Annotated in this window: 12 protein-coding genes; 6 read left to right on the top strand and 6 right to left on the bottom strand. The window is 42.0% G+C overall.

The genetic code is table 11. The features are described from left to right. The 6 genes from AC1DPZ_RS11885 to AC1DPZ_RS11910 form a co-directional block, all read left to right on the top strand. Positions 1 to 1,018: efflux RND transporter periplasmic adaptor subunit (locus AC1DPZ_RS11885; protein WP_477403513.1), on the top strand; the 1,018-nt coding region annotated here is incomplete at its 5' end. Positions 1,019 to 1,102: 84 nt separating this feature from the next. Then, the gene (locus AC1DPZ_RS11890; RefSeq protein ID WP_477403535.1) at positions 1,103 to 1,303 is read left to right on the top strand and encodes a GDCCVxC domain-containing (seleno)protein; all 201 of its coding nucleotides are present in this window, start codon (positions 1,103 to 1,105) and stop codon (positions 1,301 to 1,303) included. Positions 1,304 to 1,457: 154 nt separating this feature from the next. Beyond that, the gene (locus AC1DPZ_RS11895) at positions 1,458 to 2,297 is read left to right on the top strand and encodes a chromate resistance protein ChrB domain-containing protein (protein WP_477403515.1); all 840 of its coding nucleotides are present in this window, start codon (positions 1,458 to 1,460) and stop codon (positions 2,295 to 2,297) included. A 79-nt stretch (positions 2,298 to 2,376) separates the two neighbouring features. Then, positions 2,377 to 3,369: a DUF1259 domain-containing protein gene (locus tag AC1DPZ_RS11900; RefSeq protein ID WP_477403517.1), complete on the top strand. Its 993-nt coding sequence runs from the start codon at positions 2,377 to 2,379 to the stop codon at positions 3,367 to 3,369. A gap of 24 nt (positions 3,370 to 3,393) precedes the next feature. Next, positions 3,394 to 3,843, top strand: a complete 450-nt coding sequence (locus AC1DPZ_RS11905; protein ID WP_477403519.1) for a chromate resistance protein ChrB domain-containing protein — start codon at positions 3,394 to 3,396, stop codon at positions 3,841 to 3,843. Then, positions 3,828 to 5,009: a chromate transporter gene (locus AC1DPZ_RS11910; RefSeq protein ID WP_477403521.1), complete on the top strand. Its 1,182-nt coding sequence runs from the start codon at positions 3,828 to 3,830 to the stop codon at positions 5,007 to 5,009. Before AC1DPZ_RS11905 ends, AC1DPZ_RS11910 begins: the two co-directional genes overlap by 16 nt. Positions 5,010 to 5,119: 110 nt before the next feature. Here AC1DPZ_RS11910 and AC1DPZ_RS11915 read toward each other — a convergent pair whose 3' ends face one another. From AC1DPZ_RS11915 to AC1DPZ_RS11940, 6 genes are all read right to left on the bottom strand, one after another. Then, a complete protein-coding gene (locus tag AC1DPZ_RS11915; RefSeq protein ID WP_477403523.1) occupies positions 5,120 to 6,814 on the bottom strand; it encodes a glycoside hydrolase family 28 protein in 1,695 nt (564 codons plus the stop codon). Positions 6,815 to 6,894: 80 nt separating this feature from the next. Next, positions 6,895 to 7,587 carry a fasciclin domain-containing protein gene (locus AC1DPZ_RS11920; protein WP_477403525.1) on the bottom strand — a complete coding sequence of 231 codons (693 nt, stop codon included), beginning with the start codon at positions 7,585 to 7,587 and terminating at the stop codon, positions 6,895 to 6,897. A gap of 33 nt (positions 7,588 to 7,620) precedes the next feature. Further along, positions 7,621 to 9,069, bottom strand: coding sequence for a RagB/SusD family nutrient uptake outer membrane protein (locus AC1DPZ_RS11925; protein ID WP_477403527.1), 1,449 nt, complete (start codon positions 9,067 to 9,069; stop codon positions 7,621 to 7,623). 11 nt (positions 9,070 to 9,080) lie between these two features. Then, positions 9,081 to 12,428, bottom strand: a complete 3,348-nt coding sequence (locus AC1DPZ_RS11930; protein ID WP_477403529.1) for a SusC/RagA family TonB-linked outer membrane protein — start codon at positions 12,426 to 12,428, stop codon at positions 9,081 to 9,083. Positions 12,429 to 12,650: 222 nt separating this feature from the next. Next, complete coding sequence (locus tag AC1DPZ_RS11935; protein ID WP_477403531.1) at positions 12,651 to 13,724, bottom strand: FecR family protein; 1,074 nt, start codon at positions 13,722 to 13,724, stop codon at positions 12,651 to 12,653. A gap of 59 nt (positions 13,725 to 13,783) precedes the next feature. Further along, on the bottom strand, positions 13,784 to 14,371 hold the full coding sequence (locus tag AC1DPZ_RS11940; protein WP_477403533.1) for an RNA polymerase sigma-70 factor: 588 nt from the start codon (positions 14,369 to 14,371) through the stop codon (positions 13,784 to 13,786). Positions 14,372 to 14,819: the final 448 nt, after the last annotated feature.

Below are 14,819 nucleotides of genomic sequence, written 5' to 3' on the forward strand. Positions count from 1 at the left end.
CCCTGGAAGTACTACAGGTAACAAAATAATATTGACCGCAACGCAAATCCAGCTGGCCGGTATTGCAACTGATACAGTAAGAGAACAAAATACAGGTAGCGAAAAAACAATCACCGGAACAGTAACAACGGATGAAAATAAAGCAGCAGAACTTAGCGCACGGATAGCAGGGCGGATACAACAATTATATACCAGGACTGTTGGCGAAAAAATAGCCGTCGGTCAGCCCGTATATGCTATTTACAGCGAGGATTTACAGGAAGCTGAAAAGGAATACCTGCTGGCCAGGCAACAGCAAAAGGTATTGCACAATCCGGATGTAGATTACAGGCAATTGATTGCCTCCGCAGAAAACAAGCTGCAATTATGGGGGCTGTCAAAAAGCCAGATCAATAGCCTGGCAACATCTGGAAAAGTATCAGCCACAACAACTATATTGAGCAGGATAGGCGGAGCCGTTAGTGACATAGCTGTACATGAGGGCGATTATGTAACAGAAGGAATGACCATTTTGAAAACACAGGCATTAAACAATTTATGGGTACAGGCCCAGATCTATGCCGGCGAAACCGGAAACTATAAGCAAAACGACCGGGTAAACATTACCTTTCCTGATTTGGGGGGCCACGTGATTAGCGGTAAGGTTGAATTTATCAACCCTGAACTATCGGATGCCTCGAAAGTTGATTTGGTGAGAATTAGCATTTCCAATGCACAGGGATTGATCCGGCCCGGCATGCTTGCCTATATTTCTGTCGCGAACGGTGATAACCGTTCATTAGCTGTACCAACATCGGCTGTTTTATCAAATGGCAAAGGCAGCAAAGTTTGGGTTAAAAATACCGATGGTAGCTTTTCGCCAAGAGCTATTAAATCAGGTTCAGGAAACCAAAGTTATGTACCTGTTCTTTCGGGGTTAAATGCCGGGGAGGTTGTGGTAACTAATGGCGCTTACCTGTTAAACAGCGAAGCTATCTTTAAAAATGGCAATGAACAAATGGAAGGAATGAAAATGTAATTGCCAACAGTATAAATAGTATTTATTGAAAACAACAAAACTGATTACCCGGTTACAATAATTAACATGATAGCAAAAAAGACAATGCTCAATTCCGTAATTACGTGTCCGAATTGCGGCTATCAAAAAGAAGAGGAAATGCCGGTCAATGCGTGTCAGTATTTTTATACCTGTGAGCAGTGTGAAGCTTATTTGAAACCACGCCAGGGAGATTGTTGTGTTTTCTGTAGCTACGGATCGGTTAAATGCCCGCCTGTTCAGCTGGGAAATTCGTGCTGCAGCTAAACCTTCAGTAATTAATTACCTCCCCTCGTTAATCATGTATTCGGTAAAAGATAATCCCTGTAGCCAATAACTATTTTTTATAGATATAAATATGATTATTGTGTTATTGCTATTTCACACAATATCTTTGAGCCAAAATACCCGCTTGTAAATCATGAAATGGATAACCCGTGAACACCCTAAAATTGACCGCATCGCCTGCCCCTGGCTGATTAAACGGTTTATTGATACGGAAGCGGAGATTATCTATGTTCCCTTTGACCAGGTGATTATAAAGGCGAAAGAATTAAATGCTGTGCCGTTTGATCTGCCGGGCGTAGAATACAGCCATTACGAAGATCATTGCACTTTTGATTATTTTCTCAAAAAACATCAACTTAAAGATGTGGCTTTAGACCGGATGGCGGCAATCATCCGGGGGGCGGATACAGACCGGCACGATTTTGCACCACAGGCGGCAGGTTTATCGGCAATATTTATGGGTTTGTCCAAAAACATCACCGACGACTATGAACTATTGGAATTGGGCATGAAAGTGTATGACGGGCTTTACACCTGGGCCAAATACCTGCACCAACAAAAGCATACAAAGGCGCCGGTAGAAGGGCTTTTACTGGAGGTGTATCATAAGTACCTGAAAGAGGGGCATTCAAAAAAAGCACCCGAATGGACCAGGGAATTAAAAGAAATGATACAGGATCAGTTAGATACCAATTTAACGCTAAGCCTGCAACAGGCATCTGATGAACTGGAGATTAACCCCGCTTACTTATCAAGGGAGTTTTCAAAATACTTTGAGAACCTGTCTTTTGGAGAATACATCCGCAAAATGCGTATCGAAAAAGCGACGCACCTGATGGAGACTTCACAATATTCTCTAACTGAGATTGCTTACCTTACAGGTTTTTCCGATCAAAGCCATTTTACACGGATCTTTAAAAAACAAACCGGGATATTACCCACTGTATACAAAAAAAACATCCTAAAAAAGTAAAACGGATACCAAAAGTTAAATCCGTACTATTCCTGGCACAAATGTTTAGTTAGTATTGCATAAGCATCGCAATATCAACATGGAAACACAAAAATTCAGCCGCCGGCAAGCCCTGCAGGCTTCAGCCGTATTAGGAACAGCCTTGCTGTTACCTATTAATAAACTACAAGCCACTCCAATTGCCCTGGGCAAAACACCTGCCTTAACGGCCGAAGAAATGGCCGCAATTGACAGTGCTTTAGGCAAGAAAGGCAGTTACAAAGAAGCGGAGGCCGTTTATACCACCCCATTACCCAGAAACGACCTGAAAATGAAAATTAAAGGCGAGCCGGTGCCTATTCCTTTTGGTTTTGGCGGCTGGGTGTCGTTCAAAAAAACGGTTGATGGTAAATCGGCCATGGTGATGAGTGATACGGTATTACAAATGGAAGAAGTCAATCCTTTGATCTCTGCTGCCCATGCAAATGGGCTGGAGATAGCTGCCATCCATAACCACTTCTTTTACGAGGAACCACGCATATTTTATATGCACATTCACGGTATAGGTACAGTAGCCGAGCTGGCTAAGAAATATGCAGATACGATTAAAGACAGCAAACTTTTCCCCGCTAATCAACCGGCCACTTCCGCGCCGCCTGCAGTTACCGGGAAAGAAAACTTTGATTTGCCTGCGCTGGACGCCATCGTAAAGTATACAGGGACGGTGAACGGCCCCACCTATAAATACACGGTTGGCAGAAGCGATCTGAAAGTGTTAGCTATGGGTGTGGAAATGACCACCAATATCGGCCTGAACAGTTGGGCGTCTTTTGCAGGGAAACAGGATGATGCCCATATAGCTGGTGACATAGCGATGCTGCAAAGTGAAGTGAATGGAGTTATTAAAACCTTACGTGCGCATAACCTGGAAGTTGTGGCGGTACACAACCATATGCTGGGTGATGATCCGCACATGATTTTCCTGCATTATTATGGTCGTGGCAATGCAGCAACTTTGGCACAGGGATTCCGGGCTGCATTAGATGTTTTAGGTCAAAAATCAGATAAATCTATGGGCGGTATGAAAATGTAAACCTGACTGTTAAACTTTTAGCTTATGAAATGGATCACCCGTGAACGGCCAAAAATTGACCGTATTGCCTGTCCCTGGCTGATAAAAAACTTTGTTGACCCCAGCGCTGAATTTATTTTCGTGCCTAAAGAGGATGTGTTTGAAAAAGCAAAATTTTTAAATGCGATACCCTATGACATTGCGGGGGCAGAATATACGCACGAAGGTGAACGCTGCACATTTGATTATATCATCAAAAAACACAACCTAACCGATCCGGCTATCTTACAGATCGCGGAGATTGTAAGGGGTGCAGACACAGATAGGTTTAACCTGGCGCAGCAGGCAGCTGGTCTTTGGGCTATTTCTGCAGGGTTATCTTATAATTTCAAAGATGACCATGAACAATTGGCCATCGGATTAATTATTTATGATGCCCTGTATAGCTGGGCAAAATATGTACAGGAAGAAAAACACACATGGAAGAACAATTAAACAAATACAAACCTGCCTATTCTTTGCTGGATATTACTAAATATTACCTGAAACTTGGCACCTGGGGTTTTGGCGGCCCGGTGGCTTTAGTTGGCTATATGCACCGCGACCTGGTTGAAAACAAAGGGTGGCTAACTGAAGAAGAATATAAGGAAGGGTTGGCACTGGCCCAGCTGGCCCCCGGCCCCTTAGCTGCCCAGTTAGGTATTTATATTGGGTTTGTGCATTACGGGCTTATTGGGGCAACATTAACCGGACTGGCTTTTGTATTGCCTTCTTTTATCATGGTGGTTTTATTAGGCATGGCTTACCAGCTTTTCGGGGGCTTAGCCTGGATGCAGGCGGTATTTTATGGAGTAGGCGCTGCAGTTATCGGTATTATTGCGATGAGCGCTTATAAACTGACTGTAAAATCCATCAGCAAGCTGGAGATAACAGCCATAAAATCCAAATGGTTATTATGGCTGTTTTATATTGCGGGGATTGTTATAACAGTTATTACGGAAAGAGAAGAAATAATACTATTCCTGGCCTGTGGTATTTTGTACATGCTGATCAAAGCTCCGCCACAATGGATCAAAAAACCTGCGGTATTACCCGCCGGGATTTTAATCAGTACCGGGTTCTGGAAATACGATGGCAAAACATTGCAGGAGATTGCCTGGTTCTTTGCCAAAGCAGGGGCCTTTGTATTCGGCAGCGGGCTTGCTATCGTGCCTTTTTTGCATGGCGGGGTAGTTAAAGAATTTGGCTGGTTAACAGAGCATCAATTTGTGGATGCTGTGGCTGTGGCAATGATCACACCGGGGCCTGTTGTAATTACTGTAGGATTCATAGGATATTTAGTCGCCGGTTTTCCGGGTGCTGCCGTAGCTGCCTTAGCCACTTTCCTGCCATGTTATTTATTCACCGTAGCGCTGGCGCCCTCATTTAAAAAAATTGCCAAAAATGCCAGCATTAAAGCTTTTGTAGACGGAATAACCGCATCAGTTATCGGGGCTTTGGTTGGCTCTGTTATTATAATTGGATTACGTTCTATTGTGGATGCCCCTACTGCATTGATTGCAATAGCCGCGGTATCAGCCTTAGTATATGTTAAAAAAATGCAGGAACCCTATATCATCGGCATCGCAGCGATAATTGGCGTATTGATTAAAACCTTATAACTATTGTATGACAGATATATTCTGAAACTGCGCCGATGGTCACCATAAAAATAATATTACTCCTGAATGGAGATGCCAGCAAATGTTTCAATTAAACCAAAGCCTGATTACTAATCCCGTAACCGTACCGCCTGCGCGTAAGCCCCGGCAGCAAGTACTGATGGCTTATCGGCTTTTGAAAGATCACCGCCATCTATCTTGATATTATGGCTTTCCTTACCTTCTACCTGTAACACATTTGCCACGGGAGTTAGCACACGCAGGGCACTTATTAAAACATCACGTGTGTTAATGAAACGCAATAACGATTCGGCATCTTTTTGTCCCTGTGCGCTTAAGCCGTTCACGGCAACGTCTTCTACGTTATCCAGGATCAAAGCCGGTCGCATATCCGGGCTGGCCATTGTTAACCGGATATTGTGAAGCGTTAATCCACGCACATTGCGTGCATATATTCCGTAGGCCGGCGGAATACCGATCTGGTAATATTCTCCCGCAATTTTTGGAACATCCCTTACCGCTGCGTGCTCAACTGTGCCACCACCCGGAAAAGTAATATGTACATCATTAAAGGAAATGTTCTCTAAAAATCCCTTATCCACACCATTCAGTACAACGCATGAAAATATCTCACCCGGGTTATACTTGCTCGCGAACTCCGCATCGCGAAGCGGAACTGGTTTTACTACTGTGGCGTGAATATTATTAAAAGAAATGTTCCGGATAATTCCGGGAGTAGCAATTTCTTTGTTCTCGCTTGATGACCGCACATTACCCAGGCCTATAGAAATGGGTCCTGTTACATCCTTCATCACCAGGTTTGAAAACGAAATGTTTTCAAACCTTGATCCGGGCGAGCAACGCATTTTTATAGGGCATCCATAGGTTTCATAAATAAGACAATTAGAAACGGTGATATTTTCGGCCTCGCCGCCTCCAAAACGGAACACCGACCATCGGGTGCTAAAGGAGCAATCGGATATGGTTACAAACTTACAACTGCCAAATAAAGCGCAGGCATCATCCTGGCACTGTACATCGCAGTTACTAACATGCACATAGGTACTGCCAATAAAATGAAAGCCATCGTTATTATGCACCACCTTACCGCGAATATATAACCCTTCGAGTTTTACATAAGAGCAAAGACAAACCCGCACCGAATGATAAGCACTGTTAATGAGCGAAATATCACGAACAGTTAGGTTTTTACATTGATAAAAAAGTAAATGGTATGGGCGATGATTACCTGTAATCCCAGCCGGAGGTAACACGCCCTTGGTATCACTGCGAAATTGCGCGCCCTGCCCGTCAATAATACCATTGCCTTCAATTGTAATATTATCGGCATTGACAGCAAATATCAGCCCCACATTCCCATCGTTCATTGTCCACCCGCTGTCAAGTGGAATAACGTCACTGGCGTGGTACTGTTTGCCATCGGCGCTGCCTAACAGTTTCCCTTGTGCAACTATGTGCAGTGTAACATTACTTTTTAACTCAATGGTTCCAATAACAAATACACCCGCGGGTACCAAAACCGTACCACCATGGTCTTTATTACAGGTATCAATTGCTAATTGCACAGCTGCTGTATCCAGTGTTTTTCCGTCGCCTTTTGCTCCAAAATCACGGATGTTGTAAATGCGTGCACCTGTATCGTTGCCCGTTTTTTCTATTGAACTTGAATGCTCAGAACCAAACGCGTTTGATGTAAAAGCCATTAAGCCTGTACCTATAGATACCTTACCCATTGCTCCCAGCCAATTGCGACGGGATACTGTTTTATCATCCGGATTTATCATCAGTTACTCAATTTTAGTTTGTTAAAACAACCCATCGCGACAGTAAAAACCGGCCGCAATGGGAGTTAAAGTGGTTAGTATTATTTAGTTTGATAGAAAAGTACCCTGTCAATTACCTGTATGGCGCCGTTTACGGGCAAAATATTGCTTGTTCGTACACTTACATAACCCACAGAATTTGAGAAATCATTTAACCGCATGGTAAAATTCTGATCGTCGTTAACACGCAGTGTCATCACCGATGTGGGATTTAACGGATCATAATTTAATGGCTGAAGCGTAGTGGCAATCACATTGCCGGGCGTTAAATTATTAAATGAGTATGCTCCCTGTACAATTAAATACAACAGGTAGTTTTTTACCTGCTCTTTAGGGTAATCGCTCCACTTTTTGCCCGGCACACCATTTACCAGGTATTTCCCCCAATAACAATCAGCAGTTATAGTGGGTACTTTATTTACTACGGTTGTTCTGAAAATGGCATCGTTATGCAATAGTATAAATGTACAATTGGTTTTAATATACAGGTTTGTATCTATCCCCGAATACTCAATAGCCTGCCGCATCAGTTTAAAAATGGTATCCTTACCAGCAAAGTTGTAACTGCGGTCCTTAATATATTGCCAGGTGGTTTTATCAATATGCGGATCAAGCACATAGGGATGATAATCAGCATTTTCCTGTAATTTTAATCCAGCCAGATTACAGCCGGCCATGCTTATTACAAGGCCTGCAAAAGCAAACCATAAACATGTTTGTTTTATCTTTTTCATTTTGATATTTTTTTTAAAATGCTATCTGATTGATTAATAAGGTGGATTTTGAGTTAGTTTGGTATTGGCGTTTAATACGTTTTGATTGATGGGCCAGAATACCTTTCTTGGGTCGCCAAAACCGGTAGAAGGAAACCCTTTTAACAGTTGCCTGGTCCTGATCACCGGGTCCATCGTGCTGATGACGATGTCATTCCTCTGCAAATCAAACCAGCGTTTAGCTTCGCAGAAAAACTCCAGCTGTCTTTCCCGCAAGATTCCGTTTGTATTAACAGGACTGCCATAAAGCATAGCATCCGCATTAGCAAAATCACTTGCCTGGTAAGCTGGCAAGCCTGCCCGGGTATGTACCTTATTCAGGTAAAGCAGCGCATTAGCCAGGTCACCTGTTCTGTTTAATGCCTCGGCCCGTAAAAGGTAAATATCAGCCAGGCGATATAGTGGAAAATACAGATTTGCCTGTGGGGAGGTAGGATAAATCTGGTTACCGTTCTTATCCAGGTTCGGCGCATAATACTTCAATATTTTATCGTGATTGTTTACCTTAAAATCAATACTTTGAGCGCCCCTGATATCAGCTGTTGTTGTGGTATAGTATGCCCACAACGGAGGATCGACGGCAAAATCACTATTGGTATCACCGGCCCCTATCTCCTGCGAGGTTTTATTGCCGCCATCAACCGTAAAATCCCAGTTTAAACTCCAGATGTTCTCTTTGGTATTTGTTGGGGCGATAAAGTTATTTTTCCAGTTAGCAGTAGTTTCCAGGCTATAGCGGTTTAGCTTGAATAGGTTGTCGCACCACAACAAAGCATTGGTATAATCATGGTTGTACATGTAAACATCCATTAACATGGCTGCAATACCGCCTGAATTTAAATTCCATACTACCGCGGCTGTATGGTCAGACAGGTCATAGGCCTTAAGCAGATCGGGCAGGATAACATTTTTTACAATATCTGCCGCGGGTGTTACACCCTTGTAAGGATCTGTATTCAGATCTTCATAAGGCTCTGTCCATACAGGTACATTTCCCCAAAGCCTTATAAGCCAGAAATAACAATATGCCCTTATTCCCAAAGCTTGCGCCTGCAGGTCTTTTGACAAAACAGGATTAATACCCTCAATAGCCGGAATATATTTTATGGCAAAATTAGCCCGGCCTATCGTGGCGTATATCAGCGTCCAATCGGCCCCGGTGGTGGTAGGCGTTAATACGTTTATTGCCAGGGGCAGGCCATCATTATAGGTAGGGTGAAAAGTAAGATTATCGCTCCGGCCATCGCCCCAATAAATATACTGGGTGTTAAACATATCCTGAATACCATCATATATCCCGGCTATACCTGCCTTGGCATCATCAGATGTTTTCCAAAATTTACTACTCGCCAGCTGACTTTTTGGAGGCTGGTCCAACAGCTTTTTACAGCTAAACAACGAAATGGAGAGCATCAAAAAAGCAACATTTAATATTTTTTTCATGATTAAATTCATTAGAAATTAACATTTATTCCAAAACCACATTCGCGCCTGCGCGGATAACGGCCACTATCATTCCCCGGTGTTAAGGCCGAGCTTGAAGAAAATTCAGGGTCGTACCAGGAGTAGTTTGTCCAGGTGAGCAGGTTTGCGCCATACATATAAGCCCCAATATTTTTCAGTTTAATGCGCGAGGCTATTTTTGCCGGCAGGTTGTAGGTGAACTTTGCATAACTAAGCCTGATGAACGAAGTATTTTCCAGGAACCTGGTTTGCGTGCCCGGAAAATTCGCAGTTGAGTTTTTGCGGCCCATGTAGGGTATATTTGTAATATCCCCCTGCTGTTTCCATGAATTATAAGTGGTATTATTATCGGCAACAATGCCCGATGTAGCCAGGTTATTTAATGTTTGCCTTGGACTATCATAGGCTTCGCCGCCCCAGGTAGTATTAAGTGTAAACGATAAACTAAATTGTTTATAAGTAAATGTGTTAATGATGGCTCCATAAAATGACGGCTGTGCATTGCCAATTATCTGCCGGTCATTAGCATCAATCACACTATCCTTTTTAACATTGTCAAATATCATATCGCCGCCCAGCAGTAACGCGCCTCCGGCGTACATATGGTGCACGGTACCTGTATAAGTGTTACCATTCAGCACATAGCCCGAAGCAGTTTTACCATCGGAAGAAACGCCTACCGGGGTCAGCCTGTTCCAGTTACCGTCATAAGCATTTGATGCATCGTACTGGTAAACCCCCTGTCCCTTATATCCATAAAAATCGCCGATCTTTCCACCCTCCTGAACCAGGTAGGTAGCGCCTCCCGAGGTAGCCAAAAATGATTGATGATTATAAAGGCTCTTGACCTTATTGCGCTCAACAGATAAGGTGGCATTAATATTCCAGGTGAATTTTTTACTGGCAACAGGCGTTGCGTTCACAGAAAACTCCCATCGTTTATTGGTAACATCGCCAACATTTACATATACAGTGGTAAAGCCCGTCTCCACGGGGATATTGCGCTGATAAAGCAGGTTTTTAGTTATCTTTTGATAATAATCGGCGGTTATATTCAGGCGGGAATTAAAGAATTGCAGATCCAGCCCCAGGCCTTTCTGAATATTGCTTTCCCACTTTAATTGCGAGTTTCCGAACTGGTTACTTAAAACCACCCCATTTACCGCATTGTAAAAGGACGATCCAAAAGTATAGATCAACAAATTGGAATTGGCCGGGATACGGTCGTTACCCACCTGCCCATAATTTACTCTCAACTTGGCATCGACCAGGAATTTTTTTGACCAGTCCATGAACGATTCGTCGGAGAAACGCCAGGCGGCCGATGAGCCATAAAAATTACCGAATTGATTGGATGAACCAAATTTTGATGAACCGTCCCTGCGGTAAACCGCACTAAATATATACCGGCTTTTATAGTTGTAACCTACGCGGGTGTAAAATGATTCGCGGCTGGTTGACCCGGCATCGGTACCAGTATTGGTTTGGTCAATAATACCATACACATTTGAAGTGTAGATAGTTTCGTTGGCAGAGTTTGACCCGGCTATTTTAAAACTATTGTTCTGCGTTTTTTCGGCACTTACCCCTGCTACAGCAGATATGGAATGATTTTGGCCGAATGTTTTATTATAATTTAAAAATCCCTGGTATGCCCAGTTGGTGTTAAGGGCAAAGCTTTCTCTCCCCGAATTAACTGTGGGGCTGGCGCTGCTCAATAGTTTAGGGTCAAAGAAAACATTGTGTGGCGTTGATAAACCAAAATCAAAGTTATTGGTTAAACGCAAATCTTTACTAATGGCATAATCTACCTGGTTAAACAAATCGCCGGTATACGTACTGGTAACATTAACCTCGAGCAAGGCTACCGATAACTGGTTGCGGCGCCCGCTAATGTAACCGGTTAAGGTACCATCTGGATAATACAAAGCTAAATTTGACGGCCGCTGAAATGCCTGATTAATGGTGTTACCCTCATTAATATTATTGTTGGTATTATAACCAAAGGATAAACGGTTGCTGTATTTAAACCTTGGCGATACCTGGTAATCCAAGTTAAAACGGGCCTGCAGTGTTTTTGAGTAGCTGTTAACTATCAAACCTTCATCATTAATATACCTTATACTTGAATAATATTGCACACTTTTTTCGCCTCCGCTAACACCAAAATCAAGAATATCTCTTTTGGCTGTTTGGGTAATTACGCTCTGGTTATCATTGTCTGAGTTAAAAACCACATTTAATGAATCGTTTGTGGTAGTTGGTTTATCGGGACTGTTACCGTTATATAAATTTCTTTCAACACGCAGATCCTTTGAATTTGGCTGCTCCAACTTGTGGGCCATTACACCAAAAATGCGGGCATATTGAGCGTTAATAAGCGGCTTACCGGCCTGCCCCCGTTTAGTGGTTATTAATATAACACCATTGGCTGCCTGTGAACCATAAATAGCTGCTGACGCGGCATCTTTTAATACTTCAATAGATTGTATGTCGTTAGGGTTCACATTATCCGCGCTTTGGCTTAAAATACCATCAATTACAAACAGCGGTGAGTTACCCGCACTTGAAAAGGTTGATCCGCCGCGTATTTGGATGGAGCCGGTTGCGCCAGGCTCACCCGAATCGTTTATTACCAGCACACCCGATGCCTGTGACTGTAAAGCATCAATCAGGTTGATAGGATGGCGTTCCTCAATCTGTTTGGCAGTAACCGTTGATATAGCCCCGGTTAAATCGCGCTTTACTACCGATTGGCCATAACCGGTTACCACTACCTCGTTTAGGTCGGTAGCTGATTCCTTTAGGATCACATTAATGGTTCTGCGGTCGCCAACCGTTACTTCAGTTGAAACAAAGCCGATAAACGAAAACATCAACACGGCGTTGTTATCCGGCACATTGATTGTAAATTTCCCGTCAGGATCAGTTATAACCCCTGTTTGCGCGCCCTTTATTCTTATGCTTACACCAGGTAGCGGTCCACCTTTATTATCCGTTACCCGCCCGGTAACGGGTTGTAGAGGCGCCTGTAATCTTTTGTCAGAAATTATAACCAGGTTGTTACTACCCAGTTTATATATAAGATCTGTTTTAGTTAGTAATATGTCCATTACCTCGTTTATCGAGGCATTATTAAGGTTTACATTACCAATATGCTTTGCATTTAAGGCATCATCATTATAAACAAAACGGTAACTGCTTGTTTTTTCAATTTCTGTAAGCGCTTTTTTTATGGAAACATCGTGAAGGTTAATATTAACTTTATCCTGCGCGTAGCCTTTTGCAAAAACCTGAAATGCAGATATAATTATCAGGATTAGGATACACTTTGTCATGAGTAATATTTTTAATAGGCATTGCAACCGCATATTACTTATGCGGCAAGCATTTTTTTTCATAATTTAGTATTTAGGTTACTTTAATTATTGGTTTAAGAAGACTCGTAGTTGTGGTACCAATCATTGCGGGGAATGCGACAACATTCTCCGCTTTTTTGGTTTAATAATTTTATGGTTCAAATTTCATCATACGCATATTTTTAGGTTAAACATTCCGGGTTAGTAAATAACCACCTCTTTATTATCTATCAAAAAGTTAAAATTGCTGGTTGCCCTAAGCGCCTCCAAAGCTGTACTTAGCGACTCTGTTGCAAATTTTCCGCTAAATCTTTTCTCCTTTAACTGAGCATTTTTAAATGAAATGGAAACACCATACCATCTTTCCATTTTTTTTGCTACGTCATCAAAATATTCATTATCAAATACCAGTTTATTTTCCAGCCATTGCGCTTCTGATGGCAAAGAATCGGTTTTTGTGGTATGCAGGGTACTTAGGGTAATAAGGGCATCGCCTTCATTGCTATGAGACCCTTTTTTGTTAAGAATGGTTAATTTTTCGGAGGGTTTTAATATAATCCTGTGATCGGGTCCCGAAGTTGTGGTTAATTCTATTCTTCCCCGGATCAGTGATGTTTCAGAAACATTATCATTTGCATAAGAACGAACATTAAAGGCAGTGCCCAGTACTTTTATACGCATTGTAGCAGTATTTACAATAAACGGATGTTCAGCATCCTTCACAACGTCAAAAAAAGCTTCGCCGGTTAAGCGTATTTCCCTGTATTTGCTGCCGTAATTTGTTTTATAAAAAATTTCGCTGCCGGCATTAAGCCAAACCTTAGTACCATCAGGCAATACAATCTTGCTGACATTTGCTCTCGCCGCTGTAATTTGATAGTTTTTAACATTATAACTACCGGAGTAATTTTTCCAATATAAAAAAGACAGCAGCCCAAAAACCAAAACGGCCGCTGCCATAAGCGCCGGAATAAATCTTAGCTTCATAGTGCCAACTGGCAGGTCTGCCTGGTTCGCAGGGCCTTGAAAAGTATCAGCCTGGGTATCATCAGCTTCGAGTCTACTTTCGAGCTTGTCCCATTTTTGCTGAAGTTTATAAGGAATAAAACGTGGCGGCTGATTGGGGTTTTGCCGCCACATGGCCTCCAATATCTGAATGGAATAAACATCGGCCCAGGGCTGCTTTAGCAACTGATGTAGCTGATGAAGCTCTTCGGGGGTAGCCTCATTATTAAGTTTTTTTCCTACAAGTGTCCAAATAGTGTCCTGATCCATTTTTTTGCTTCAGTAACAAGGACAGGAGAAAATGAAAACACCCCAGTGAAAAAATGAAATTAATTTGAGGACGCTTTTTTTATTGTTCTTTTATGGTGATCTGGTGAGGCAGAAATTGCAGCGGCTATTCTTTTCAGTGCGTTATTCATGTGATATTCAACGGTTTTAACAGAGATATTTAATATCTCAGCCACCTTCCGGTATTTGAGACTATCCTCTTTAACAAGTTTAAATACTATTTTGCATTCATCAGGTAACCCTTGTATGGTGTAATTAATAATTTTTGCAAGTTCATCTGTAATTAACACATCCTCAACAGAACCGCTCATATCCTTAAGCTCAAAACTAACAGATTCTATATCAACGCAGGTTATGCGATTTGTTAAATTATAATTGATAGCCCTGTTTTTAACGGCTACATATAAATAAACCGTTAAATTATCCACCCCAGTTAATCTGGCCCGGTTTGACCATATTTTCACAAATACGTCATCCACAATCTCCTCTCCCACCTCTGTCAATCTCACAAAGGAGCAGGCTAATTTTAACAGTCTTTCGTAATATAAAAAATAAATCTTTTTAAAGGATGCCAGATCATTATCATGCGCAACTTTTAATAACAGATCTTTAATGTCAATATTTAACATCTTTCATTAGGTTTTGATATGCGCATTTGCGGTGGAGAAATGCTTATAATTAGTTACGCTAAATTTAGTGGAGAAAAACAAAGCAGAAGTAAACTATAATGTCTTATTACTAACCTGTTTTTACAATTTGCGCTATTGTGCAAGGCCTCGGGTTAACACCACGCAAAATAATCTCTTAGAAGCTGTTTAAATTTGATTTATTAAGTGTTCCATTTGAGTGCAGTGGAACACCCCGAACGCTTTGGAACGCATTGTGGCTGATTATCAACAACTTAAGCTTTTTTAAAACTAACAAAGAGCGGAACACTTATGCGACTGATAATCAACATTATAAACCCAAATATTAACTTGTGATTAAAATCAAGCTGACGGACTGTAGTTCGATATCTGAATTTATCTCGCGCAAAGACGCTAAGACGCAAAGTGATTTACTTCTTTTTTCTTTGTT

It is taken from the genome of Mucilaginibacter sp. P4_G9 (assembly GCF_056400985.1).

Coding starts and splice junctions, on each gene's coding strand:
- AC1DPZ_RS11890 (WP_477403535.1), top strand. CDS start 1,103: ATGCTCAATTCCGTAATTACGTGTCCGAATTGCGGCTATCAAAAAGAA.
- AC1DPZ_RS11895 (WP_477403515.1), top strand. CDS start 1,458: ATGAAATGGATAACCCGTGAACACCCTAAAATTGACCGCATCGCCTGC.
- AC1DPZ_RS11900 (WP_477403517.1), top strand. CDS start 2,377: ATGGAAACACAAAAATTCAGCCGCCGGCAAGCCCTGCAGGCTTCAGCC.
- AC1DPZ_RS11905 (WP_477403519.1), top strand. CDS start 3,394: ATGAAATGGATCACCCGTGAACGGCCAAAAATTGACCGTATTGCCTGT.
- AC1DPZ_RS11910 (WP_477403521.1), top strand. CDS start 3,828: ATGGAAGAACAATTAAACAAATACAAACCTGCCTATTCTTTGCTGGAT.
- AC1DPZ_RS11915 (WP_477403523.1), bottom strand. CDS start 6,814: ATGATAAATCCGGATGATAAAACAGTATCCCGTCGCAATTGGCTGGGA.
- AC1DPZ_RS11920 (WP_477403525.1), bottom strand. CDS start 7,587: ATGAAAAAGATAAAACAAACATGTTTATGGTTTGCTTTTGCAGGCCTT.
- AC1DPZ_RS11925 (WP_477403527.1), bottom strand. CDS start 9,069: ATGAAAAAAATATTAAATGTTGCTTTTTTGATGCTCTCCATTTCGTTG.
- AC1DPZ_RS11930 (WP_477403529.1), bottom strand. CDS start 12,428: ATGACAAAGTGTATCCTAATCCTGATAATTATATCTGCATTTCAGGTT.
- AC1DPZ_RS11935 (WP_477403531.1), bottom strand. CDS start 13,724: ATGGATCAGGACACTATTTGGACACTTGTAGGAAAAAAACTTAATAAT.
- AC1DPZ_RS11940 (WP_477403533.1), bottom strand. CDS start 14,371: ATGTTAAATATTGACATTAAAGATCTGTTATTAAAAGTTGCGCATGAT.